This window comes from Shewanella psychromarinicola (assembly GCF_003855155.1).
Lineage (GTDB): Bacteria > Pseudomonadota > Gammaproteobacteria > Enterobacterales > Shewanellaceae > Shewanella > Shewanella psychromarinicola.
On record NZ_CP034073.1, the window covers coordinates 4,269,851 to 4,292,833 of the forward strand.

A 22,983-nucleotide genomic window follows, 5' to 3' on the forward strand; every position below is an offset into this window, starting at 1 on the left:
ATATGACAAGCCAAGGGCCTAGGTGCCAGACCGCTCTATCCGTGAGCGCAGCGACCCTAGAACCTAGCAGACCGAAGGCTGCCCTATTCCTAGCACCTTGAACTCGGTCTCTTCTGGACATACACAACCCTGCATTTCGAGGTCGTTTGGGTATATGTTAGCTTGCTATAGCTTTTTAATAAGGCCAACAACAAATAACAAGATGACAGCACCCGCCGTTGCGGTAATAATTGAACCCAGTAGCCCTCCCATAGAAATGCCTAGTAAACTAAATACAAACCCCCCGACCACTGCCCCTACAATACCGACTACGATATTACCGAGTAGACCAAAGCCCATCCCTTTCATTAACGTCCCAGCCAACCAGCCGGCTAATGCGCCAATGGCTAACGTAATCAATAAGCCTGTTATATCCATAATTCACTCCTGTTAATAACCCATGTTGATATTTTTTTACAATCTAACACTTCCAACACAGAGGCAGCGTTACTGAGTCCCTGAGTTAACTTATTGACCACCTCTTTTACCTGAAGTCGCAGGCTATGGCGGCAACGTCAGTTTTGAAGGCTTATTCCTTGGCATAGGTGCTCCATCACACCATCAGCCGAATGGATAAATGACGTTTAAAAATTTATCCTCTATTGTCCAGCGATCAAATACTATGATCCACTCTCAGCTACGACCTTCACGCCCCCCTTATATTGGAAAAGCAAAGAGGAAGAATTTTTCTCGCTTTGTGTCATTTTTACGCTTAACCAAGTCACCCATTTTCATTTTATAAAAAAGCTTACTGAACAAGACCAAAGTGACACATTTCTATTGAGTATTGTAGATACCCCTCCATCATCGCATCAACTTTAGCAGTATCAATTAGCATTTAACAGTCCCCAAAAACTTGCTATGTGGCTGGTGATGAACAAAGTCATAGGATCATCAAGCCTGTTCCCCTGGTGGTTAATTGTTAGAGTATCAGAATAACTGGGGCAACAGCCTGGAATAGGCTTTTCTAGGGAGATATTTGATCAAAAAAACCAAGCTAAACAACTCTGATTACAAGCAGTGTCATGTCCCTGTGTCGATTATGTCTAATAATTCCAGTGAATAATTCAGTGTGCACTACACTTAGTTGACCTTTTAGCTAATCTTTGACCAAAAGTTAAAGTAAGTAAGTATAAGGGATAGCAATATGTCAGACACTTTTACGAAAGGTATGGCTCGAAATATATACTATGGCGGCAGTGTGTTTTTTCTACTATTGTTTGCCGGCCTCGCTATGCATACCACCAGAGAAATGCCCAAATCTGATCATCGAGAGAACCTCACCCAAGCCGTTGTAAACGGTAAAGCCGTATGGGAAGACAACAACTGTATTGGTTGCCATACACTCATTGGTGAAGGCGCTTATTATGCGCCAGAGTTGGGAAATGTTTTTTATCGCCGCGGTGGCGGTGATCTCGATGCATTTAAAGGCTTTATGCAAGGTTGGATGAAAATTCAACCTCTCGGTATCCCTGGACGTCGACAAATGCCTCAATTTAACTTAACGGAACAACAGGTTAACGATTTGGCAGAGTTCTTGAAATTCACCGCTGAAATAGATGTTAACAGCTGGCCACCGAACATTGAGGGTTAAGCAATGAGCACTTTAAAATTTCAATCTCAATCAGTTGCGACACCTTACTTTATATTTGCGCTTATTTTGTTTACCGGACAAATTCTATTTGGCTTGGTGATGGGCTTGCAATATGTCGTAGGAGATTTTCTCGCGGGGATCATTCCCTTTAACGTTGCTCGAATGGTGCATACTAACTTACTCATCGTTTGGCTATTATTTGGCTTTATGGGTGCCGCTTATTTCCTTGTTCCCGAAGAGTCTGAAACCGAATTGTATAGCCCTAAACTCGCTATCCTGCTTTTCTGGGTATTTGCAGTTGCTGCCACACTCACAGTGTTGGGTTATTTGTTGGTGCCCTATTCAAGATTGGCTGAGATCACGGGAAATGAGTATTTCCCGACGATGGGGCGGGAGTTCTTAGAGCAGCCCACAATTACTAAAATTGGCATTGTTATCGTCTGTCTCGGTTTTCTGTTCAATATCGGCATGACCATGTTGCGCGGCCGAAAAACGGTGATAAACATGGTACTGCTCACCGGGCTAATTGGTCTGGCTGTCTTTTTCCTGTTTTCTTTCTACAATCCGTCCAACATTGCTATGGATAAATTCTATTGGTGGTTTGTGGTCCACCTCTGGGTGGAAGGCGTGTGGGAATTAATTATGGGTGCGATCCTCGCCTTTATACTGATCAAGATCACTGGTGTTGACCGGGAAATTATTGAGAAATGGCTGTATGTAATTGTGGCGATGGCATTGATCTCCGGACTACTGGGAACTGGGCATCACTTTTTTTGGTTAGCCACCCCAGAATACTGGCAATGGGTGGGTTCGGTATTCTCCGCGTTAGAACCTTTACCTTTCTTTGCCATGGTGCTGTATGCATTCAACATGGTCAATAACCGCCGCCGAGAACATCCAAACAAAGCCGCCACGCTGTGGGCGTTAGGAACGGCAGTGATGGCATTTCTGGGCGCTGGTGTGTGGGGATTTTTACATACATTGGCACCGGTTAATTTCTACACTCACGGTACCCAAATCACTGCGGCACATGCCCATATGGCGTTTTACGGTGCCTATGCAATGATAGTACTCACCATTATTTCCTATGCTATGCCGAAGTTACGCGGTATCGGCGAAGCATCGAGTAAAAAAGCGCAAGTACTTGAAATGTGGGGATTCTGGCTAATGACGGTTGCCATGGTCTTCATTACGCTGTTCTTAACTGGAGCTGGGGTATTGCAGGTCTGGTTACAACGTCTACCTGAAGGCGGCGAAGCACTCAGCTTTATGGAAACCCAAGATAAATTATCAATTTTCTATTGGGCACGAGAAGCGACGGGGGTCATATTTTTGATCGGCTTAATAACCTATATGTGTAACTTTATTGTCGATAGAAAGGTCGCTAAATAGCGAACTGAACAATGGACTGCTTTAATCGAATAGAGTTATCGCGGAGTCGTTATTGCCGCTAGTTCCCCCCTATTTTTATCACCATGGAGGCACATAAACTAAAATGGAAGAATGGGTGGGAAGTATTTGGCATAAGTTCATTGTGCAAAAGAGCAACACTGAATTTGATCATGCCCGAGTTCAATTTGATGATATCAAGAAATCCGTTGGGGTGATTTTTCGCGCACTAGGAGGCTCACCGACAAAACGCGTCGAAGCCGCAGTGCCGCGTGATTATTATGCTCATAGAAATTTTATCGATAAAATTTCTGGCGCCAAACAACAAGTCAGCCTTGCTTGGCAAGACGAAACCAGCCTTCGTCTGCCGCAATCCATCGCTATTTTTGATACACCACAACTCAATAAAGAACTCTACCTCTGGCTTGCTGCCCTTGCCCCGCATTACCCAGAGCAGTTCACCCACTGGGCCAGAGACAATCAAGCTGTCGTAGCCAAAGTACTCAATAAATGCCCCGCTCTAAGGCCTCGTTATCAACGACTGGTGACAGCAATACTCAAGCAACGAGTTCCTGTTGAAGCATTGCCTAAATCCTTACAACCGCTCGAACGGGCAGTGATCCAAGCAATAACCCACCCTGGATCTATTATTGAATTTCCGGTTGCACACTATGCACCTCAAGCCATTTATATCTGGTTGTACCCCAATGAGAACGTCAAAGATAACCCCTTTAGCGCGGCAGATATTGATTGCCAAGAAGAGCAAGGTTCATCCGCGGCAACTAAGCAGCAAAGCGTACAGGCTAGAAAAAAATCACAGCGAATAGAAGAAGATGACACCAAAGACAGTCTGATGGTTTTTCGCTTAGAAAACTTGTTCTCGTGGAGCGAGTTTTCTAGGGTGAATCGCGCAGAGGACGACACCGAAGACGATGATGCCCAAAGAGTGGCTGAAGACCTTGATATTATTACGGTGGCAAAGGGCTCAAAGCAAAAAACCGCCAAGCTTAAAATAGATCTCGACTTACCTTCTGCAATTGAGGATGACTTGCCCTTAGGGAAAGGCATTACGCTGCCAGAGTGGAATTACAAATCGAATCAACTGGTGGCTGAGCGTTGTCTATTACAACCTATGTTGCCCCGCGACAGTAAGCCGCAGCCATTGCCGCGGTCATTAGACTCAGCTGCCAAAAAGATCCGCCAACAATTCCAGCAACTGCAAAGTATTAAAAACTGGCAAAAATCTCAGCCGAGCGGAGATGAAATTGATTTAACCGCTTGGTTGGATTTCCATATTGAAAGTCAGACCTCTATGGCGCAAGAAACTGGACTCTACGTTAGGTTTCAGAACTGCCAGCGTGACATAAGCTGCTTGTTACTCTCGGATCTGTCTATGTCGACAGATGCCTACATCAATAACCAACTTAGGGTCATTGATGTCATCAAGGACAGCATGCTGCTATTCAGTGAAGCTTTGGCGGCTGTGGGCGATCCATTTGCGCTGTATGGTTTCTCATCGGTAAAGCGCCATCACGTTAGGTTTACACTATTAAAGAACTTTGCCGAACCCTACAATGATCATATACGTGGCAGGATCCTAAGTTTGCGGCCAGGCTTTTATACCCGAATGGGTGCCGCCATCCGCCAAGCGAGCAATATTTTGGCGGAACAAACACACCACCGAAAGTTGCTGCTTATTTTGACTGATGGCAAGCCGAATGATATCGATAATTACGAAGGTCGATATGGCATTGAAGATACCAAGCAAGCGATTATCGCTGCCCGCCGCCTTGGACTCATTCCATTTTGTATCACCATAGATCAAAAGGCTGACCAATACCTGCCTTATATTTTTGGCCATAATGGCTTCAGCGTTATCTTTGACCCAAGCCAGTTACCGACAAAATTGCCACACTTATATCATCAGCTCACCCAATCTTCTTACTAGACTTTATTAAGCAAAGGAGACCTAAATGATTGAAAAAGTTCCCTGTTTGTATTGCCAGACTGAAAATACACTTGATAGTAAAACGGCGAGGTATTTGACCGACCCCGTTCCTGTCTGTTGCCACTGTGGTATGGCTTTACCAAAAGCGCACCCTAGTAGCCGTGTCTATAAAACCAGAGTTTTTTTATGGGCCTTTGTATTCATTGCGTTATTTTGCTTACTGATGATCATTTATTTACCCAGATAACCGCAGGCAGGTATGTAAACATGAAACTAAATAAATACGATCAAAAACAAATAAAACAAGCGTCTGCAATCGCCTTGTGGTCTCTGCTCAATCTCACCTTTTTACCCCTGCTATCGTTTATCGTGCTGCTTAGCAAAATCAATCAATTTGCTTCCGACTCGTTTTCCGCTTATCACCTCAATTTTGCCATCAAGCTTAATTTAGCCGCTGCAACGGCATTAATACTGGTAAGTGCACTGATGATTTTATTTGGAGGCTTCAATTCGGGCATGACTTGGGTATTTGTGATTACCTATTTTATTTCTGTGCATGCCTTCTTTATTTTGATTGCGGTATGGATGTTAGTGCGGGCGTGGGCGGGTAATAAAATGGGCTACAAACAAGTTTAGTTGTTCATGTTATGGCGAAAAGACATCAATAAGTAATGCAAATATTATTAAATAACTTATTAAAAACTCATTAATCATATGGTTAATTATATTAATATGAGATTCAAGAGTGAACCACTGGGCACTCAAAATAAATAGTAAATCAATCCAATACCTATCGGGAGCAAGGTAACATAAGCCCGTAATAAGTTGCGCCACAATGCTGGCGCCGGTTTCAATTCCATATAGACATCAACAATCAGTAGTCCCTTTATCAAGGTCACCAGCAGAATGCTAGCTAACACAATATCTTCTACACCTTGCAACCAGGCATTACTTGCGCCCAGCGCAACACTGCCCACATAAGCAGAAGCGGCAGTCAGGATAATCAGATAGAGATATACCCGAAGAATGAGACCTTGATGATTGTTCATATTTTGCAGCCTCACATTAGCCTAGTTATGATTAGTTATGATTAATTAATGACGTACAACAGCGGGAAAATAATGATCCACACGAGGTCTACCATATGCCAATAGCAAGCTCCTGACTCAAAACCCGAAAGGCTCTTACCCTGATAGGCTCCTCTTGTTGTTTTGTATGCCATGGAGCCCAAGATAATCATTCCGAGAATGACGTGCATAAAGTGGAATGCTGTGATAAAAAAATACAAGGTAAAATAGGTATTGGTCGACAAACCAAATCCTTGTTGGATCAGCTCGTTATACTCCCATGACTTCACCGCTAAATAGACTCCCGCCGTGAGTAACGCACCGCCCAATAGCGCCGCAGCATAATCTTGGCGTGAATGCTTTACCGCATTTAAGCTGAGGGCGACCAAACAACTACTGGAAATTAACGCAATGGTGTTAATCCCACCGGCGACGGGATGCAGGTAGGTTTGTCCCTGTTGAAACATATCGGGATACAGCTGCCGTGTTACTGCAAAACCAATAATAAAAATAGCGAATACCGTTAGCTCTGCCAAAATGAAAAACCACATTGCCAAATCACCCGGCAAATGTGGCCGCTGGCTTGATGTCACACCCGCGACATCACCGGTTGGTACCTGATTGGATCCGGTATTGACCATATTATGACTTTTCATCTGCAAGGGCATTAACAATCAAAATACAGTCGAGCGACATCCATGAGCGCTTCAACGGTACTGAGATCATCAGACAATGGCTCCGCAAGGCAACTGCGACACGCGGCCAGTGGCGACATACCACTGGATATCATTCGCGCCGCATAAATTAATAAGCGCGTAGAAGCCACTTCATCTAAGTCACAGTCCAGTCTGCGCAGTGACCCGGCCAATTCAATCAACTTACCCGCTAAATCTTGATCTATTTGACATTCCGTCATCAGTATTTGGATCTCGAGCTGAGGATTTGGATAGCCAAGCCGCAATGCGACAAAGCGCTGCCGAGTACTCGCCTTCATTCCTTTAAGAATATTTTGATAACCAGGGTTATAGGACACCACCAGCATAAAACCTTGTGCTGCAGCGAGTTCTTCTCCGGTTCGTTCGATCGGTAATATGCGACGATCATCGGCAAGTGGGTGCAATACCACTGTGGTATCTTTACGTGCCTCGACGATTTCATCGAGATAACAAATACCGCCTTCTCTCACCGCCCTCGTTAACGGTCCGTCTTGCCAATAGGTACCCTTTGGACCAATCAAATGACGTCCCACTAAATCCGCGGCAGTTAAGTCATCATGACATGCCACAGTGTATAAAGGTCTGCCTAGTTTCTCCGCCATATAAGCCACAAAGCGCGTTTTACCACAGCCCGTAGGCCCTTTAATTAACAATGGCAGTTGATGAGAAAACGCGTACTCGAACAGTTGTATTTCGTTGTCTTGCTGCTGATAAAATATCTGTTCATTAATAGCAATTGCAGTGGTAGTTGATAAGGTCATATGGGTCCCTAGTATTCGACACTACTCGAAAAGAAAGCTATTTAAATATAGCATTTATTAACATTTTGGCTGAAAAACTCCCATCGCTGTTGGTTAATAACAAAGTTGATTCATAATAAAGTCGTCACCATAATCAAGGATGGGAAGAAAATAAGATAAGCTCGCATCAATAATCGCAAGTATCGATGGGCATGACGCAATTCCATAAAATGATCGATGATCATTAATCCCTTACACATCACGGTCAATGCAACCAAGATGCTAACCAGCGCTGAAGAGTTAAATTTTTCACCCAAAAACGTATTAAATAGCGTTATTCCAATCAACGCCCACCAGCAATACTCCATTTTTCCAAAAGATTTCATCATGGCCTACCTTAGAACATACAAGAGTGGAAAAATAAGGATCCACATCAAATCAATCATGTGCCAGTACATGGCTAATGCTTCTAGACCTGAATGTTGTTTCGCTGAATAGGCTCCTCTACGCACACGAAAAATCACCCATAAAACCGCGCATGCAGCCCAACCCACATGGAGGAAATGATTAAAAGTCATATAGTAATAAACAGTAAAAAACTCACTGCTACTGGTTCGAAAACCCTGCTGATGATTCCAATAGAATTCGCCGGATTTCACCAATAGGTACAAGCAACCACAAGCCAGAGTGAGCCACAGATAGACTTCACACTTGGCTCGATTGTCTAACCGAATATTGATCATGGCTTTTGCAATGAAGTAACTGCTTGAAAGTAATATCAATGTGTTTGTTACCCCCGCGAGGGTACTTACACTTTGGGGGCCTTGAGAAAAAGCTTCTGGGTAATGGTATTTGGCAATAAAATAAGCGACGAAAAAAATACCAAATTCAGTGAGTTCAGATAGGATCCCCACCCATATCGGAATATTACCGGGGATTCGACCAGCCCGCAGCTCACTCCAGGAACTAGGGAAAATGCCCAAAGGTGCTTTGGGGGGCTCACTATTCATCGGGTAATGATCATCATAAGCCCTTTTGGCCAATGGTTGTCGGTTTACCTAAGTTTAGTTCAATAATACACAACAGGCGTGAAATCCCTTTTCTTGACAGGGCTTACCCAAGACATAAATATAATCTAGCCATATAGCATGTTGTTAATGACAGGACAACGATTGGGGCAGTTAAACGACATCCTGATAGTGACGAAAATAAAGGCCTAAAAATGGTCGCTTAATTAACCAATCGGCGCAATAAATGTTAAAAACACCCTTTAACCTGTCCAGTAGCGATGATGAGCTTTCGCCAATCGCAGCCTGAATGGCATATGACATCGATAGATAATTTCATTTTAGAGCTAAATCACGTAAACTATGCGCTGTTTTTTAAGTCTCTTTTTTAGGTAAATCATGATCCGTTTAAACCAAGTACAATTGCCTCTCGACCATAATGAAGATGCGCTGCAAGATGTGGTATTGCAAAAGCTATCTATCTCCGCGGAGCAGCTGGTTGACATACATGTGTTTAAACGTGGCTACGATGCCCGTAAAAAGAATTTAATTTGGTTAATTTATACATTGGATGTGACATTAACCAATGTAGACGAAGTGGCGTTATTGGCGTCGCTTGTTGATGATCACAACATCCGTGTTTCACCAGATACCGATTATAAGTATGTTGCTTGTGCTCCAGAAGGGTTAACGGAGCGCCCATTGGTGATAGGTATGGGACCATGTGGCTTGTTTGTCGGACTTATATTGGCGCAAATGGGTTTTAAGCCCATTATTTTAGAGCGCGGTAAATCAGTGCACGAACGCGCTAAAGATACCTTCCGTTTTTGGCGTACCAGTGAGCTAAACACCGAATCCAATGTGCAATTTGGTGAAGGTGGTGCGGGCACATTCTCTGATGGTAAGTTATACAGTCAAGTCAAAGACCCTGGTTTTAAAGGCTTAAAAGTAAAACAAGAATTTGTTGCCGCGGGCGCACCGGCTGAAATCATTTATGTCAGCAAACCACACATTGGTACCTTTAAACTGGTGACTATGGTGGAGAAAATGCGTAGTGAGATCATCCGATTAGGCGGTGAAGTTCGCTTTGAAACCCGTGTCGATGAAATCAATATTAGCGACCGTCAGGTGACGGGTGTCACACTTAGAAATGGCGAAGTCCTGCATTCTACACATGTCATTGCTGCGATTGGCCACAGTGCCCGTGATACATTCCAAATGTTGCATGATAAAGGCGTGTATATGCAGGCGCAGTCATTTTCGATTGGTTTTCGTATTGAACACAAACAAGACATGATAGATAAAGACCGCTTTGGCAGTAACGCGGGCCACCCAATGTTAGGTGCTGCAGATTACAAGTTGGTCCATCATTGTAAAAGTGGTCGCAGTGTGTACAGCTTTTGTATGTGCCCTGGTGGTGTGGTTGTGGCGGCAACGTCAGAAGAGCATGCGGTAGTCACTAACGGTATGAGCCAATATTCGCGAAGTGAACGTAATGCTAACAGTGCCATTGTGGTGGGGATAGACCCAAGTGATTTTGATAACGATCCACTGCAAGGGATCGCGCTGCAACGTAAATTGGAACGCAATGCCTATGTTATGGGCGGCAGTAATTATGATGCACCTGCGCAAATGGTAGGCGACTTTTTAGCCGCGGGGGTGGGTAAACCGTTTGAAAATGTTGAGCCATCTTATAAACCCAATGTAAAAATGACTGATTTAAGCGATGCATTACCCCAATTCGCCATCGATGCGATCCGCGAAGCCATTCCCGCATTCGGTAAGAAAATTCGAGGTTTTGACAGTAAAGATGCCATGTTAACGGGCGTTGAAACGCGTACCTCTTCACCAGTGCAAATTAAACGTGGCGCAGATTATCAAAGTCTTAATACCAAAGGTTTGTACCCTGCAGGTGAAGGTGCCGGTTATGCAGGCGGCATTTTATCGGCGGGTATCGACGGCATCAGTATTGCCGAAGCCGTTGCATTAGACATGCTAAAACAGATAGCCAACCGTTAATGTCGTCTTAAATTAACAGCGCAACAACGCCACATATGGATAATCGCTTAATTGCCACTGCCGCAAGTGCTGAAATGTCCGCGCAGATTTAATGTTAATATCACTGGAAAACTCCCGCGTTTTGGCCCCGCCCCGCGAGTGATTTTCCTGTTGATGTTCCAGTTGATGTTATGTTTGTTTATGGCTGCCATCACACATTGGCTGAGTTCTTGTTGATTTACAGCCACAAAAGAACACTTTATCAGACTCTTTGGCAGTAAATTTTACTGGTGTAAATTCAGAACCTTTATGAGAACCATCACAAAAAGGCTGTTTTTTGCTTTCCCCACATGAACACCAAAAATAATTTTTACCCGCTTCTACCTCGACTGCATAGGGGGTATCTGAAGCACGTATTGGTTTACTCATAATATATTCTCCATAACTAGCTAATAAACATAACAGCGAAACTAACAACTAAACTATAGAACGAAACTAAGCCACCCATTCTTATAATCAACAACATAGCTGCTTTCATCATTCATTGCGATAGCCTTTGATTATTCCAGCACATAAATTAGCAACATTGCTAATAAGATTGAGCCGTATGACCTGGTCAACTGTAATCGAAATAATCCCGATAACCTCAATGTAGATCCATGCTTAAACATCTTCAGTTGTAGTCTTATTCTCATTATATTGACCATAAACCTTAACCGTCCCATTTCACTCTTCTGACAACACCAGCGACCTAGTGGCTCAGTCTCTTTGTGTTCTTACTATATGCATGACATTGCGATCGGCACCCTGACTTGACTGAGCTTTGTACGTCGGCAGCTATTGGCTGGGAAAACGTCTCATGCGAACAAATGAATGTGACACCCACGATTACTGTTAGTCAAATTTTACTTGTTGTTAAGCAGTCCGATCGATTGGGTGATTGACACCATCGCCGGTGACCACGTTACCTAAATCAAATGGATTGACGCCGTCTAAACAGCCAATGTTAAAGCCATATTCGCTCGGGTTTGAGCGTCGTTGATGATGAGTATAGATACCACAGTGAGAACAGAAGAAGTGTTTCGCGGTGTTGGTATTAAATTGATATAGCTTAAGCACATCTTGGCCTTTTACCACTCGAATTCCATCGAGTTTAACCGAAGCAACAATGGCACCTTTTCTACGACAAATTGAACAATCACAGCGTCTCGGGTTTTCGATGCCGTTTGGTAAAGTGAGTTCAAGTTCAACCGCACCACAATGACATATCGCTTTGTGTTTCAGTTCAATGTTGGTATTGCCAACTCGTTTGATCATGCCAAGACCCTTTGTGCTTTATAATGTAACCATTGACTCGTGCTATCTATGTCGTTAACTCGAGGTAACATTAAAATATCACCAGAGTGGTTCATTTAAACCGAAAATCGCGCCCGCTATAGTTCAAAAAATGTAAACATAAACAAACTCTTCCAACTTAATCGCATTACCGGAACGATAAAATATAAGCTAAAAACTATTTTGCCGCTTTCTCCGCTGCCAACACACTGGCCATTGACGGCACTATTGACACTGGATCTAGGCGCATTTGGAACCAATTTAAGCGCCAATCTAAATGCGGACCTGTAACGCGACCGGTTGCACCAATTTCAGCAACTTTATCGCCCTGCACAACTTTGTCACCGACGGTTAAATACAATTTACTTAAGTGCAAAAATGTTGAATTAATCCCATAACCGTGATCGATAATCACAGTGCCACCAGAATAGAACATATCAGGCTCGGCTAAGGTAATAACGCCGTCTGCTGGCGCGACGACGACCGTGCCTGTTGGACGTGCAACATCAACACCAAAATGTGGGTTACCGGGAACGTCGTTATATACCCGTTGGCTGCCATAAACGCCTGAAATTCTGCCCGTAACTGGCCAAATAAAGGGCTGCATAAATGCCTGTTGCTGACTGAATAAGCCTCTGGCGGCGCGAGTCTGTTTGGCATCTTTAGCCGCCCTTTTTTGGGCGACAGGATCGGGTTTCATTATTTTTTGGCTAATGCCAGTGACCCGATCAATTTTGTACTGCCTCGCGGCAATTTTTAGCGGTTTAATTTCGGTTAATCCGTCTGGGTAAATGACTTTAAACACTTGCTCTGCTTTCGCGTCTCTATCAAACCCAATGGCAAATTGACCATTTGGGGTGATTTTTACCGGTTGGCCATTAAGTAAAATTTTACTGCCTGCTGGCACGGCGCCACGCACTAGTGCACCTTGTTCAAACTGACCTTGAAACGTCACCGCTGCAGCAGCGTTAGTACTGAGTCCGCATAGACTGATCACCAGCATTGCGGCCGTTGAAATCGATTGTAAAAGTGTCTTTTTTAATAACATAATCGAAATGTATTCCTTGTTAATTGCGACAAAAAACATAAAAAAAGGGCTACCGTATGGCAGCCCATTAATAATACTTGATTAACCTCTTACTGCAATGGCTCCTTTGCCAATACCTTCGAAAGCGATGACTTTAAAATGACTTTCGGGCTCTTTACTCGACAATGTTTTAGCCATGTATTCAGCCAATAACTCGACGGTGGTGTCATGGGGAATTAAGTCACAACAATGCTTAGGTATCGCTAATTGAAAATCACCTTGAGGGGCAACATAGTGAAAACCAAAATGCGTTTCGTCGCTGACTTTCGTTTGCTTAGACAAATGAAGTGTTTTGATAGACACTAAGTCTTCTTCGGTGCCAAGGTAAATATCTTGCCAACGTTCAGCCCAATAGTGGTCCCATTTAGGTGTCGCGATGCCATTTTCAAATACCGTTACCGGGCTCCGATGACCATGAGCAATACGCTGACAATTACCGTCATGTTTACGTAGACCATGACTGTAATGATAAAACGGTGTATCAAGTGCTTCGTGGCGTAATGTCAGGCTGATACCTTGGACATTTTCAGGCAACACTTCACGTAAGGCTTTTTTCAAAAAGTCATTAACACTTTCATAGTCGATAACTTCGGTTGGGATCAGTGCAAAAGCTTGTGATGGACACGCCAGGTGGATATCACCTTTTTGGCTGCTAAAGTCCATCCATACTCGGTCGCCCTTTTGCTGCCAGCGCACTTCGCTGCAAGCAGTAGGGATTAACAAACGATGATCGGCAACATCATCGATGGTGTTTTTGATGGTACGCTTGACTTTGGCAAAGTCGAGCACCATATTTTGCTCATCTAAGCCGCCATCTAATAGCACATCGACAATCCAGCTTTCACCTACCATGCCGCGAATGGGGCAAAGATAAGAAAAATCAATAACAGTTAAATCTTTTACAAACAGTTGCATTAATGCTCCTAGGCAGAAAAACAGTCCACCTCAGTATAAATGTATTCCAAATAGCACATGCCAGTGGAAGCACTATCTTACCTGATCCACCTTGGTCCGACTATCAACTCTTAGTCTACAACCAATTGCGCTAATACCAATAGTTAAATACCGATAGTTAAATACCGATGCTCTACTGCCGATCGTCTAAATCAATGTCTCGTCAGTGTGTTCGATGTCAAAATGAGACCCAAATGAGATCAAAATGAGACCGCATTGATACCACATTGATACCGCGAATTATTTCAATGCCATGTCAAACAAAAGCGAAGCGATGAGCGAGCAAATATCCTTGTAGATATAATAAATAAAAGTAAGTCGACTCAATAATATTTAATAACCAGATGACTACCGAAGAAGCGGAAAGTGGAGCGTTAATGATCTCAGTTAAGCATTTGCTAAACCGAGATAACTGATGAATAAGGCGTTGTAGCGCACAGATAGTACCAAGTGATGATAGCTCTTAACGGACCAACATAAATAGCACCAGTAAACTAAGCGTCATAAGTGAAGGCATACCACTGTTGCTTGTCAAAGCCCACCGCTATGGGCATGGCGGATAGAGATGTTCGAAAAAACGGGGCAGATTGAGGGCGTTTTATGTCGACAATACCAGGCCGTTTATCAATAAGGTGAGCAGCTAACAAGCTATATTCATCATAGCCAAACGGACTTACCACACGCTCTGCATGCCTCGAGCCAGCCACATGCGCTGGTATTATTTACCAGCTCATTCCACCTTATAGCCTACCCCATAAATTGAATGTAATAGTTCTTTTTGTTGACTAGCTTGGGCCAACTTATGTCGTAGATTTTTGACATGACTATCTATGGTACGCGAGCTGACAATACGATCGTCAACATAGCAAACTTGCATTAGGCTGTCGCGAGAGTGCACTACACCGGGTCTTTTTAGCAAAGTGTGCAGTAATCTAAATTCAACCGGTGTTAATTCAATCTCTTGTTGGTCGACCTGACATTTAAAACGTTCGATGTTGATCTGCAGATATTTATAACGAATAATCTGTTCACTTTGACTGCCATGGGTATTTTCAACTCGTCTTAAAATCGTTTTGACCCGAGCGACGACTTCCCTAGCCGAAAATGGTTTACACACATAATCGTCTGCTCCAATATCTAAGCCCATTAAGCGGTCAATTTCATCTACCCGCGCCGTTAACATTAATACTGGCAGCATTGAAAATTGCCTCAACTCACGGCAAATGGTTAAACCGTCTTTATAGGGCAACATCAGATCTAAAATCATAAAGTCAATTTGTTGAGACTTAACCGTTTCAATCACTTCACGACCATCGTGTTGTACCAAGGTGTTAAAACCTTCAAGGGCTAAAAAGTCAACTAAAATCTGCGCTATTTTAGGCTCGTCCTCCACCACTAATATGGTTAATGGTTGTTGATGAACATGTCCACTCATAATGATTCCCTGTGCATAGGTAATAGTACTTCAATACAAAGTCCACCCTGTGGTGATGGGATGGCCTTAATGGTGCCATCATGCGCTTCGACAATATTCTTACAGATGGTTAAACCAAGACCTGCACCACTACCACGGCGTGTGCGGGCACTGTCTTGGCGATATAATGGCTCAAACAGGTGTTCACACTCTTCAATGCTGGCACTGGGCTTGGTGTCATTAATAGTTAATCTCATCGTTTTATTTTGTTGTGATAATCGCACATCAATTACCCCTGGACTGTCTGTGTAAGCCATAGAATTCATTAATAAATTAATAAATAGCTGTTCAAGACGAAGCATATCGGCAGATAAATACACCTCAGGCTGGAGCTTACTTTGTAGCGTTAGGCCTTTATCTTGTAGGCTGGTAGCCATACTATTAAGCGTGCTGTGTAGTGATTCACTGACGTTCACCCGCTGGAAATGATAACGTAATCCACCAACATCAGATAAAGATAGTTCATACAAATCATCGACTAAGTGCTTCATACGCAGCACTTCTTGTTCAAGTGAGATTAACTGAATGTGATTAAATGTTCTGATCCCCGCTTTAATCGCATCAATTTCACCGCATAAAATACTCAAAGGGGTACGCAATTCGTGCGAAATGTCCGCTAACCAACGATTTTTGGCACTACGATTTTTAGATAATGTCAGCGCCAGATGATCAATATTGGCCATTAGTTGGCCTAATTCATCGGTGCGCTGAGGCGATAAACGTTGATCATAATTACCCTGAGATAAATATGACACGCCCAGCATAACTTGCTTTACCGGAATAAGCAGAAAACGAGATAACCACCAAGCAATCGCACTCGCAAGCAGTAAACACAATAAACCAATTCCCATACTGGTCCAGCGTTGTTGCTGAGAAAATGCCGTAGCCGAAGAAGATTCAATGTCTCTAATAGGGCTGCTGTATAAATAACCGACGACCTGATCATCAAATATTAGCGGTAAGCTAATGAGAACGTCCGCATGGTCAATGTCGGCGCCGACGATAAATTGTTGCGCTGCTGAATATAACCCTGTCGGTGGACCAGAAGGTGGTGAAGCAAACGGAGGCCGTCGTCTAGGAGGACCTAATTGTGATCCCGGTCCCAGAGGAGGATTATCACCAATCGGTTTTGGGGGGGGCATTGCGCTGCCGTCTGGACGATATTTTTGTGGACGTGGCGCATGAAGCGCAATGGCTTGTGTTAATGCTTTTTGATTAATAGACTTCCACACTCGTGTAGATTGTTGCTCTGTCATTACTGATGGATCAGTTTGTGATACCGGATTAGCCGCATAAAGTGCCAATAGTTCATTCGATAAATACTGTAAACGCTCTTGTTCTAATCCGTTGATGTAGTCTAAAAAACCTTGGTCAAAACTCCACCTCGCTAATGATAACGTGGCGATAAGTACAATACTGGTAAGGCCAACGAAGGCTAAGAAAAGCTTTTGAGATATTTTCATAAAAGACATTATAACCAGCTATATACGCACAAACTAGTCGCGATAAATAACTGATAAAAATCTCCTCCAATTCTGCACAATTACTCCACATTGTTAGGTTATATTGCCATGAGTTACCTAACCAAGGAGTGTCACCATGACTCTTAAGCCAATCAGTATTGGTCTACTTAGCTTTATGTTATTAGTATCTGTCGGTGCTAATGCTAACCCACATGATAGAAAACCACCTAAAGAAGCTGTTGAAGCGTGTGCTAACAGTGCTGAAAATGATCAGGTTAGTTTTGACACCCCCCGTGGCGACACCCTTGAAGCAAGCTGTCAAATTATCGATGGCGAGCTTGTCGCTGTACCCGCCAATGGTCCTGACGATATGAAACAACCGCCAAAACAACGCAAATAACACTCGTGTGGTTAAGGGGTATTCTTGCCTAAAATAATTAATAATCAATGCTTAAGGAGTAAATATGCAAGTGACTAGTGGTAACAATTCGATGCAAATGACATCGGCCGAGAACACCCAAAGACCTCCGCGTCCTGATGGTCCGCCACCACCAAAAGGCGGTGTACCGCCTGGGTTAGATACAGCGGTGTCGACCTTGTCTGATGATCAACAGCAATTAACAACTGACATGTTGTCATCATTGACCGACGAGCAACAAGAGTCGTTGAAGTCTATGTTGGATGAATTAAAACCACTTACAGAAGGCTTATCTGACGAGGACATCGGCAGTATTTTCTTTGAGGCGTTGAGCAGTATTTATAATGGTGATAACACCGAAACGGCTAACAGTAATTCAACCTCTGTGAACGTAGATATTTACGCTTAATACAGTACTAAAAAGTCGTAATGGTGATATAAAAGCAGCTTACATATTGTGTAAGCTGCTATTTTATTTACTTTAAGTTAATTTCAGTGGGCAGGTTAATGCTGTTACGGATCATAGGTAAAAACTCGTTAAGATCTTGTGGCAATTGCGGTTTGCTGTACAAATATCCTTGAGCAAAATCACAGCCATTGAGCCGCAGAAAATCTGCTTGATCGACGGTTTCGACTCCTTCAGCAATAATCTGCAAATTCAGTGCATGCCCAAGTGCAATAACAGCCTTTGCAATGACGGTGTTATTAGCATCATGAGGGATATCACGCACAAACGACTGATCGATTTTCAACGTATCAATCGGTAACTTTTTCAGATAATTGAGTGAAGAATAACCGGTACCAAAGTCATCGATGCTCAAGGCAATTCCCATAGCACCTAATAATTTCAAATCATGAATAATCGCATCGGGATCGATCATCATACAAGACTCGGTTACTTCTAATTCCAAATGTTTGGCAGGTAATCCGGTTTCTAATAAAATGGAGCGCACTTTATCGACAAAATCATTTCTTTGCAGCTGTAAGCTAGCCACATTAACTGAAATACGCTCAAACATTTTACCTTGAGTTAGCCATTCAACCCCTTGCAGGCAGGCTGCCTTTAATACCCATAAACCAATATCCCAAATCAAGCCAATCTTCTCAGCTAATGGAATAAACTCTGCCGGAGAAATATTGCCAAAGACAGGGTCATGCCAACGAATTAGCGCTTCAAAGCCACTGGGTGTCAGATCAGACAGTTTCAACTTCGGCTGATAAACTAAATAAAAATCTTCATTCACCAGCGCTTGGTGCAATGCTGTTTGCAGTTTTAATTGCGCCACAGCCTGTTTGGTCATTGACTCAGTATAAAAGGCATAATTGTTTCGCCCATCTAATTTTGCACGGTGCATTGCTGCATCAGCATTACGCAATAAGCTGTCATGATCATCACCATCACTTGGATATATCGCCACCCCCATACTGGCAGTAAGACGTACAGATTGGGAATTATCGAGAATAAATGGCTGTTCAAACACACTTCGAATACGGTCTACCGAAGAAGTAACAGAATCAGTGCCCGTGATGCTAGGCAACATAACCACAAACTCATCGCCACTTAAGCGTGCTAATGCGTCAAAATCAGATAATGCATAAGATAAACGATTGGCCAATTCAACTAAAACTTCATCGCCAATAACATGACCTAAACTGTCATTAATGTGCTTAAAAAAATCGATATCTAAAAACACAATAGCCAACTGTTTTTTGGCCCTGTGAGAGTGATTAACCTCTTGCTCTAGCAGTGACATAAATTGCATCCGATTAGGCAATTGTGTCAGGGGGTCAAAATAAGCTAAGTTTTTGAGTTTTTCTTCATTTTGTTTCTGTGCTGAAATATCGGCAAACACTGCAACGTAATACTGAATGATATTTTGTTTATCAAATACCGCACTGATGGTAATAGCTTGCGGAAAAATAGCCCCATATTTACGACGATTCCAAATTTCACCATGCCATTTACCTTGAACAAGCAAGGTATTCCACAAACGTTCAAAGAAGCTTTTTGGGTGACGTCCCGAACTGAGTATTCTAGGGTTTTGACCTATTACCTCTTCACGGCTATAACCGGTGATATCAGTAAACGCTTGGTTAATTTCAGTAATATTACCATCACGGTCAGTTATAACGACTCCCTCGACCGCATTTTGAAACACGTTTGCAGCTAACGTTAACTGTTCTTCTGCCTCTTTATGTTTGGCTATATTACGAGTCATGCCGATGACACCGACCAAATGGCCTTGGGCATTAAGGATCGGAGCCTTGATGGTTTCGAGCCACACTTTGTTAAAATTAATGTCGAATTCTTCGCATTCAGAAACCACTACCGTTGCGCCGTTATTAATGGCTAATTTATCGCCCTCAATAAATTCTTCGGCGGTGCGTTGGTCAAAAAGATCAACGTCAGTTTTACCGACAATTTGTTCTTTAGATTTTCGCCAAGCTCGTTCAACACTTTTATTACAGGCAACATATTGCCCGCTAGCATCCTTAACCCAAACATGTTCATCAAAAGCATCAATAAAAGACTGTAAATCAACACCTGGGGACACTGACTCTGTGATATTTAAATCAACGGTTAAGGAGCTTATATAATAGCGAATGGCATTAGTTAACATATCCGCTATGCGCGCTTGCATCGCAGATAAAGGTTGAAATAAAGTCGCCTGAGTCGGTTCGATGTTATTGGCACTAAAGCTGATCACACCGATGATATGACCTTGAGGTGAACGAATAAGCTGATGATAAACACTAGTGTGTTGGCCTACTTCTTTTACGCTATTAGGGGGTGTTGCTTTAAGATGTTGTAACACGCTAGCGTTATGTTGTCGCTGAGTCATTTCATCAATATTTTGACTTGTACAAATAGCTTCAATACTGTTATCAGAATTGACATGGTAAAACATGATTGTAAGACGAAACTCGGCAGAAATATCATTTATTTCTAGCTGCCATTCTCTTAATTGCGCTGGAGAAATAGCTTTTTTCAGCATACCACCTTCCTGAATAGTGCTTATTGAGTAAGCTTTGATAAGCCAAATCTTATGGGTACTATTATGAGTATTCTTATTAGCATTAGTGCCAAGTCAGATTATATCAGAATCGGCCTTATTAGCTGTAATTAAACAACCAATGCAATCGATTCGAGCGATTAATACTATAAGGACACTATAATTACCTGATTAACAACTCAGATTCAATCATAATATTACACAAAAACAAAAAAGGAGCCAAAAGACTCCTTTGTGGGATTCGTTACCGTCAGTGCGACGGTAAACTCCTGAATGCTAGCTATTTTTTAAAGCAGCAATGCGCTTTTCTAATGGCGGATGGCTCATCAATAACTCAGCCATTGAACGTTTGCCATTGATACCAAAGGCTGACATTTGTGCTGGCATAGCGCCAGATTCAGGCCCTTGACGTAAACGTTCTAATGCGGCAATCATTTTATTTTTGCCTGCTAAACGCGCGGCGCCTTCATCAGCCTTAAACTCACGAATACGTGAAAAGTAAGCTACGATAATCGATGCCAAAATACCGAATAGCATATCAAGTACAAATACTACAGCCATGTAGGCGAACATACCTAGGCCTTGACCTTCTTCGTCATTACTGGAAACAAAATTATTAATAATGCCAGCAACGACACGTGCTGCAAAAATAACAAAAGTATTCACCACACCTTGAATTAAGGTTAAGGTCACCATGTCACCGTTGGCCACGTGGCTCACTTCATGAGCGAGAACGCCTTCAATTTCGTCTTGGGTCATGCCATAAAGCAAACCAGAACTCACAGCAACTAAGGCGTTATTTTTACTTGGACCCGTTGCAAATGCGTTCATCTCTGGTGACTGGTAAATTGCCACTTCAGGCATCTTAATTCCAGATTTTTCAGCTTGGCGTGCAACCGTTTCAACTAACCAACGTTCCATACTGTCACGTGGTTGAGTAATAACTTCACAACCCATGGTTTTCTTCGCCATCCATTTTGAAATAGCTAAACTGATAAACGCACCACCAAAACCAAAAATGGCAGCAAATACTAACAGTCCACCCATCGTTGAGGTATTAACACCAAGAATAGACATTACAATTGAGGCAACCAGTAAGATGGCAAAGTTGGTTGCGATCAACAAAAATATACGCTTCATTTAAGCTCCTGTATGGCGAAAGTGCCGATTTTCAGTTGTTACTAAAGACATAATATGTCAATAAATCTAAAATTCAAGCTTAGTTATATTAAAAAATATTTATCCTTCTTATATAGGCGGATTAATCATACTCTTGAATCTCTAGCGAGCAGATTTTAGGCAGATATTATTAAACCAAACTGAATAAAAACGACAAAAACCAACTAATTGTCGGTAATGATTAATTTTTGATAAACTATCAAAAACAAAATACCAAAGGACATTTTATGACCATTAATGCACTAATGTTGAGTGCTTCACGTGTCGGTGATTCAGCTTATTTAACCCATACTCTCGAACTCATCCGCCCATTAACTCAACCTGGGCAGCAATGGCTGTTTATTCCCTATGCTGGCGTCAGTGTAAGTTACGATGACTATTTAATTAAAGTACAAACTGCGCTTGAACCACTGCCCATTATCATTACTAGCATTCATCAATTTTCCGATCCCAAACAAGCGATTAAAAATGCAGCGGGTATTTTGGTTGGTGGCGGAAATACATTCCAATTGCTCAACGAACTGTATCGTTATGACTTGGTGCATTTAATCCGTGAACAAGTAGAAAATGGCATGCCGTATGTTGGTTGGAGCGCAGGTTCAAACATTACCGGTGCTAGCATTCGTACCACTAATGATATGCCAATTACTGAGCCTCCCTCTTTTACAGCCTTAGGCATTCTTCCGTTTCAATTAAATCCGCATTACACCAATTACCAAATGCCGGGGCACAATGGTGAAACACGCGCACAACGGCTATTAGAGTTTACGATGGTAGACCCATTAACGTCGGTGATAGCTATTCAGGAAGGCAGTGCATTGTGGCGTAGAGGGGAGACATTGCAACTGATTGGCGATGAAGTAGCTTACTTATTCCATGGCAAGCAACAAGAAGTTGAGATAGCCGTTAACAGTGACTTATCACACTTCCTTTAATCAGCGTATTGTTAATAAGAATATCGGATTTTAGCTTGTTGCAATCGGCTTTAACCTAAATTATTGGGCTTACTCTAATAAGCCCAATGGTGCAGTATATCGGCTACTCACTATCGTACTGATTTCGCTCACTGGGTATATCCGTTGAGTATTCAACAAATTCTACTTCAAATCCATTCGGATCAATAAAGTAACGGCTTTTGTAAAAAGGGTCATGTCCACCCATAATGGCTACTTCAAAACCCACCAGTGCTAATCTTGCCACTAACGCATCAATGTTATCCACTGCATAAGCAAAATGAGCTAAGCCCAATGCATTGCTTTTAAGGTCGCGCACCTCACCCGTACCAGAATCATTAAATGATAAATAATGAAAATCATCGCCAAAGTGAAGCCATTTCCGTGGTGTGCCATGCCAAATCGACTCTCCGCCACCACGAACCCGCCAATGGGGAAATGCCGCCTGATAAAATACTAATGTTTCATCTAAGTCATGCACCACTAAATTTAAATGTTCTAATCTCATCACTTATCTCCTTATTATTGATACAGCACAGCTTAATACCTCAAGTTAACTTGAGGTAAAGGATTAGATTTGCCAAAATGATAAAAAATTTGGAGTGCTA

General features: G+C 42.6%; 23 protein-coding genes. 8 read left to right on the forward strand and 15 right to left on the reverse strand.

Translation table 11 applies throughout. The features are described from left to right. Positions 1-165: 165 nt before the first annotated feature. Entirely contained in the window at positions 166-417 is a 252-nt protein-coding gene (locus EGC80_RS18650; RefSeq protein WP_101032025.1) for a GlsB/YeaQ/YmgE family stress response membrane protein, read from the reverse strand. A gap of 769 nt (positions 418-1,186) precedes the next feature. Between EGC80_RS18650 and EGC80_RS18655 the strand changes: the two genes are divergently transcribed. The 4 genes from EGC80_RS18655 (at position 1,187) to EGC80_RS18675 (ending at position 5,606) form a co-directional block, all read left to right on the forward strand. Then, positions 1,187-1,633: a c-type cytochrome gene (locus EGC80_RS18655; protein WP_124011732.1), complete on the forward strand. Its 447-nt coding sequence runs from the start codon at positions 1,187-1,189 to the stop codon at positions 1,631-1,633. Between the two features lie 3 nt (positions 1,634-1,636). Then, positions 1,637-3,025 carry a cbb3-type cytochrome c oxidase subunit I gene (locus EGC80_RS18660; protein ID WP_124011733.1) on the forward strand — a complete coding sequence of 463 codons (1,389 nt, stop codon included), beginning with the start codon at positions 1,637-1,639 and terminating at the stop codon, positions 3,023-3,025. Between the two features lie 103 nt (positions 3,026-3,128). Further along, positions 3,129-4,970: a nitric oxide reductase activation protein NorD gene (locus EGC80_RS18665; RefSeq protein WP_124011734.1), complete on the forward strand. Its 1,842-nt coding sequence runs from the start codon at positions 3,129-3,131 to the stop codon at positions 4,968-4,970. A 267-nt stretch (positions 4,971-5,237) separates the two neighbouring features. Further along, positions 5,238-5,606 carry a hypothetical protein gene (locus EGC80_RS18675; protein ID WP_101032030.1) on the forward strand — a complete coding sequence of 123 codons (369 nt, stop codon included), beginning with the start codon at positions 5,238-5,240 and terminating at the stop codon, positions 5,604-5,606. A 125-nt stretch (positions 5,607-5,731) separates the two neighbouring features. On the opposite strand, the gene EGC80_RS18680 is transcribed toward EGC80_RS18675, so the two are convergent. The 5 genes from EGC80_RS18680 to EGC80_RS18700 all read right to left on the reverse strand — a co-directional run bounded on the left by EGC80_RS18680 (position 5,732) and on the right by EGC80_RS18700 (position 8,503). After that, complete coding sequence (locus EGC80_RS18680; protein ID WP_101032031.1) at positions 5,732-6,019, reverse strand: cytochrome C oxidase subunit IV family protein; 288 nt, start codon at positions 6,017-6,019, stop codon at positions 5,732-5,734. 41 nt (positions 6,020-6,060) lie between these two features. Beyond that, the gene (locus tag EGC80_RS18685; RefSeq protein WP_233768544.1) at positions 6,061-6,693 is read right to left on the reverse strand and encodes a cytochrome c oxidase subunit 3 family protein; all 633 of its coding nucleotides are present in this window, start codon (positions 6,691-6,693) and stop codon (positions 6,061-6,063) included. A gap of 11 nt (positions 6,694-6,704) precedes the next feature. After that, positions 6,705-7,514 (reverse strand): CbbQ/NirQ/NorQ/GpvN family protein, encoded by an 810-nt coding sequence (locus tag EGC80_RS18690; protein ID WP_101032032.1) that lies wholly within the window; start codon positions 7,512-7,514, stop codon positions 6,705-6,707. A 110-nt stretch (positions 7,515-7,624) separates the two neighbouring features. Then, entirely contained in the window at positions 7,625-7,882 is a 258-nt protein-coding gene (locus EGC80_RS18695) for a cytochrome C oxidase subunit IV family protein (RefSeq protein ID WP_233768545.1), read from the reverse strand. 3 nt (positions 7,883-7,885) lie between these two features. Beyond that, positions 7,886-8,503 (reverse strand): cytochrome c oxidase subunit 3 family protein, encoded by a 618-nt coding sequence (locus EGC80_RS18700; protein ID WP_124011735.1) that lies wholly within the window; start codon positions 8,501-8,503, stop codon positions 7,886-7,888. 396 nt (positions 8,504-8,899) lie between these two features. Here EGC80_RS18700 and EGC80_RS18705 point away from each other — a divergent pair, with 396 nt between their 5' ends. After that, entirely contained in the window at positions 8,900-10,519 is a 1,620-nt protein-coding gene (locus EGC80_RS18705; protein ID WP_101032035.1) for an NAD(P)/FAD-dependent oxidoreductase, read from the forward strand. A gap of 168 nt (positions 10,520-10,687) precedes the next feature. On the opposite strand, the gene EGC80_RS18710 is transcribed toward EGC80_RS18705, so the two are convergent. The 6 genes from EGC80_RS18710 to EGC80_RS18735 form a co-directional block, all read right to left on the reverse strand. After that, positions 10,688-10,927: a CDGSH iron-sulfur domain-containing protein gene (locus EGC80_RS18710; protein WP_124011736.1), complete on the reverse strand. Its 240-nt coding sequence runs from the start codon at positions 10,925-10,927 to the stop codon at positions 10,688-10,690. Positions 10,928-11,413: 486 nt separating this feature from the next. Beyond that, positions 11,414-11,815 carry a GFA family protein gene (locus EGC80_RS18715; protein WP_124011737.1) on the reverse strand — a complete coding sequence of 134 codons (402 nt, stop codon included), beginning with the start codon at positions 11,813-11,815 and terminating at the stop codon, positions 11,414-11,416. 196 nt (positions 11,816-12,011) lie between these two features. After that, positions 12,012-12,836 (reverse strand): M23 family metallopeptidase, encoded by an 825-nt coding sequence (locus tag EGC80_RS18720; RefSeq protein WP_164839573.1) that lies wholly within the window; start codon positions 12,834-12,836, stop codon positions 12,012-12,014. A 126-nt stretch (positions 12,837-12,962) separates the two neighbouring features. Then, positions 12,963-13,835, reverse strand: coding sequence for a 6-carboxytetrahydropterin synthase (locus EGC80_RS18725; RefSeq protein ID WP_124011739.1), 873 nt, complete (start codon positions 13,833-13,835; stop codon positions 12,963-12,965). A 769-nt stretch (positions 13,836-14,604) separates the two neighbouring features. Next, positions 14,605-15,309 (reverse strand): response regulator, encoded by a 705-nt coding sequence (locus EGC80_RS18730; protein ID WP_124011740.1) that lies wholly within the window; start codon positions 15,307-15,309, stop codon positions 14,605-14,607. Then, positions 15,306-16,811 (reverse strand): ATP-binding protein, encoded by a 1,506-nt coding sequence (locus tag EGC80_RS18735; protein WP_164839496.1) that lies wholly within the window; start codon positions 16,809-16,811, stop codon positions 15,306-15,308. The genes EGC80_RS18730 and EGC80_RS18735 overlap by 4 nt, the downstream gene beginning before the upstream one ends. A gap of 136 nt (positions 16,812-16,947) precedes the next feature. Here EGC80_RS18735 and EGC80_RS18740 point away from each other — a divergent pair, with 136 nt between their 5' ends. After that, positions 16,948-17,211 (forward strand): hypothetical protein, encoded by a 264-nt coding sequence (locus EGC80_RS18740; protein WP_101032043.1) that lies wholly within the window; start codon positions 16,948-16,950, stop codon positions 17,209-17,211. 64 nt (positions 17,212-17,275) lie between these two features. Continuing rightward, positions 17,276-17,638 (forward strand): hypothetical protein, encoded by a 363-nt coding sequence (locus tag EGC80_RS18745; RefSeq protein WP_233768546.1) that lies wholly within the window; start codon positions 17,276-17,278, stop codon positions 17,636-17,638. 67 nt (positions 17,639-17,705) lie between these two features. Here the strand turns inward: EGC80_RS18745 and EGC80_RS18750 are convergent, their stop codons facing one another. Both EGC80_RS18750 and htpX read right to left on the reverse strand, forming a co-directional pair. Further along, on the reverse strand, positions 17,706-20,225 hold the full coding sequence (locus EGC80_RS18750) for a sensor domain-containing protein (RefSeq protein ID WP_124011742.1): 2,520 nt from the start codon (positions 20,223-20,225) through the stop codon (positions 17,706-17,708). A 294-nt stretch (positions 20,226-20,519) separates the two neighbouring features. After that, the gene (htpX, locus tag EGC80_RS18755) at positions 20,520-21,383 is read right to left on the reverse strand and encodes a protease HtpX (protein WP_101032046.1); all 864 of its coding nucleotides are present in this window, start codon (positions 21,381-21,383) and stop codon (positions 20,520-20,522) included. A 266-nt stretch (positions 21,384-21,649) separates the two neighbouring features. On the opposite strand from htpX, the gene pepE reads away from it, so the two are divergent. Further along, the gene (gene pepE / locus EGC80_RS18760; protein WP_124011743.1) at positions 21,650-22,357 is read left to right on the forward strand and encodes a dipeptidase PepE; all 708 of its coding nucleotides are present in this window, start codon (positions 21,650-21,652) and stop codon (positions 22,355-22,357) included. A gap of 103 nt (positions 22,358-22,460) precedes the next feature. On the opposite strand, the gene EGC80_RS18765 is transcribed toward pepE, so the two are convergent. Continuing rightward, positions 22,461-22,886: a VOC family protein gene (locus EGC80_RS18765; RefSeq protein WP_164839497.1), complete on the reverse strand. Its 426-nt coding sequence runs from the start codon at positions 22,884-22,886 to the stop codon at positions 22,461-22,463. Between the last annotated feature and the right edge of the window lie 97 nt (positions 22,887-22,983).

What these genes read in the sequence shown, in the direction of transcription:
- EGC80_RS18650 (WP_101032025.1), bottom strand. Translation starts at nt 417, where the DNA reads ATGGATATAACAGGCTTATTGATTACGTTAGCCATTGGCGCATTAGCC.
- EGC80_RS18655 (WP_124011732.1), top strand. Translation starts at nt 1,187, where the DNA reads ATGTCAGACACTTTTACGAAAGGTATGGCTCGAAATATATACTATGGC.
- EGC80_RS18660 (WP_124011733.1), top strand. Translation starts at nt 1,637, where the DNA reads ATGAGCACTTTAAAATTTCAATCTCAATCAGTTGCGACACCTTACTTT.
- EGC80_RS18665 (WP_124011734.1), top strand. Translation starts at nt 3,129, where the DNA reads ATGGAAGAATGGGTGGGAAGTATTTGGCATAAGTTCATTGTGCAAAAG.
- EGC80_RS18675 (WP_101032030.1), top strand. Translation starts at nt 5,238, where the DNA reads ATGAAACTAAATAAATACGATCAAAAACAAATAAAACAAGCGTCTGCA.
- EGC80_RS18680 (WP_101032031.1), bottom strand. Translation starts at nt 6,019, where the DNA reads ATGAACAATCATCAAGGTCTCATTCTTCGGGTATATCTCTATCTGATT.
- EGC80_RS18685 (WP_233768544.1), bottom strand. Translation starts at nt 6,693, where the DNA reads ATGAAAAGTCATAATATGGTCAATACCGGATCCAATCAGGTACCAACC.
- EGC80_RS18690 (WP_101032032.1), bottom strand. Translation starts at nt 7,514, where the DNA reads ATGACCTTATCAACTACCACTGCAATTGCTATTAATGAACAGATATTT.
- EGC80_RS18695 (WP_233768545.1), bottom strand. Translation starts at nt 7,882, where the DNA reads ATGATGAAATCTTTTGGAAAAATGGAGTATTGCTGGTGGGCGTTGATT.
- EGC80_RS18700 (WP_124011735.1), bottom strand. Translation starts at nt 8,503, where the DNA reads ATGAATAGTGAGCCCCCCAAAGCACCTTTGGGCATTTTCCCTAGTTCC.
- EGC80_RS18705 (WP_101032035.1), top strand. Translation starts at nt 8,900, where the DNA reads ATGATCCGTTTAAACCAAGTACAATTGCCTCTCGACCATAATGAAGAT.
- EGC80_RS18710 (WP_124011736.1), bottom strand. Translation starts at nt 10,927, where the DNA reads ATGAGTAAACCAATACGTGCTTCAGATACCCCCTATGCAGTCGAGGTA.
- EGC80_RS18715 (WP_124011737.1), bottom strand. Translation starts at nt 11,815, where the DNA reads ATGATCAAACGAGTTGGCAATACCAACATTGAACTGAAACACAAAGCG.
- EGC80_RS18720 (WP_164839573.1), bottom strand. Translation starts at nt 12,836, where the DNA reads ATGCTGGTGATCAGTCTATGCGGACTCAGTACTAACGCTGCTGCAGCG.
- EGC80_RS18725 (WP_124011739.1), bottom strand. Translation starts at nt 13,835, where the DNA reads ATGCAACTGTTTGTAAAAGATTTAACTGTTATTGATTTTTCTTATCTT.
- EGC80_RS18730 (WP_124011740.1), bottom strand. Translation starts at nt 15,309, where the DNA reads ATGAGTGGACATGTTCATCAACAACCATTAACCATATTAGTGGTGGAG.
- EGC80_RS18735 (WP_164839496.1), bottom strand. Translation starts at nt 16,811, where the DNA reads ATGAAAATATCTCAAAAGCTTTTCTTAGCCTTCGTTGGCCTTACCAGT.
- EGC80_RS18740 (WP_101032043.1), top strand. Translation starts at nt 16,948, where the DNA reads ATGACTCTTAAGCCAATCAGTATTGGTCTACTTAGCTTTATGTTATTA.
- EGC80_RS18745 (WP_233768546.1), top strand. Translation starts at nt 17,276, where the DNA reads ATGCAAGTGACTAGTGGTAACAATTCGATGCAAATGACATCGGCCGAG.
- EGC80_RS18750 (WP_124011742.1), bottom strand. Translation starts at nt 20,225, where the DNA reads ATGCTGAAAAAAGCTATTTCTCCAGCGCAATTAAGAGAATGGCAGCTA.
- htpX (WP_101032046.1), bottom strand. Translation starts at nt 21,383, where the DNA reads ATGAAGCGTATATTTTTGTTGATCGCAACCAACTTTGCCATCTTACTG.
- pepE (WP_124011743.1), top strand. Translation starts at nt 21,650, where the DNA reads ATGACCATTAATGCACTAATGTTGAGTGCTTCACGTGTCGGTGATTCA.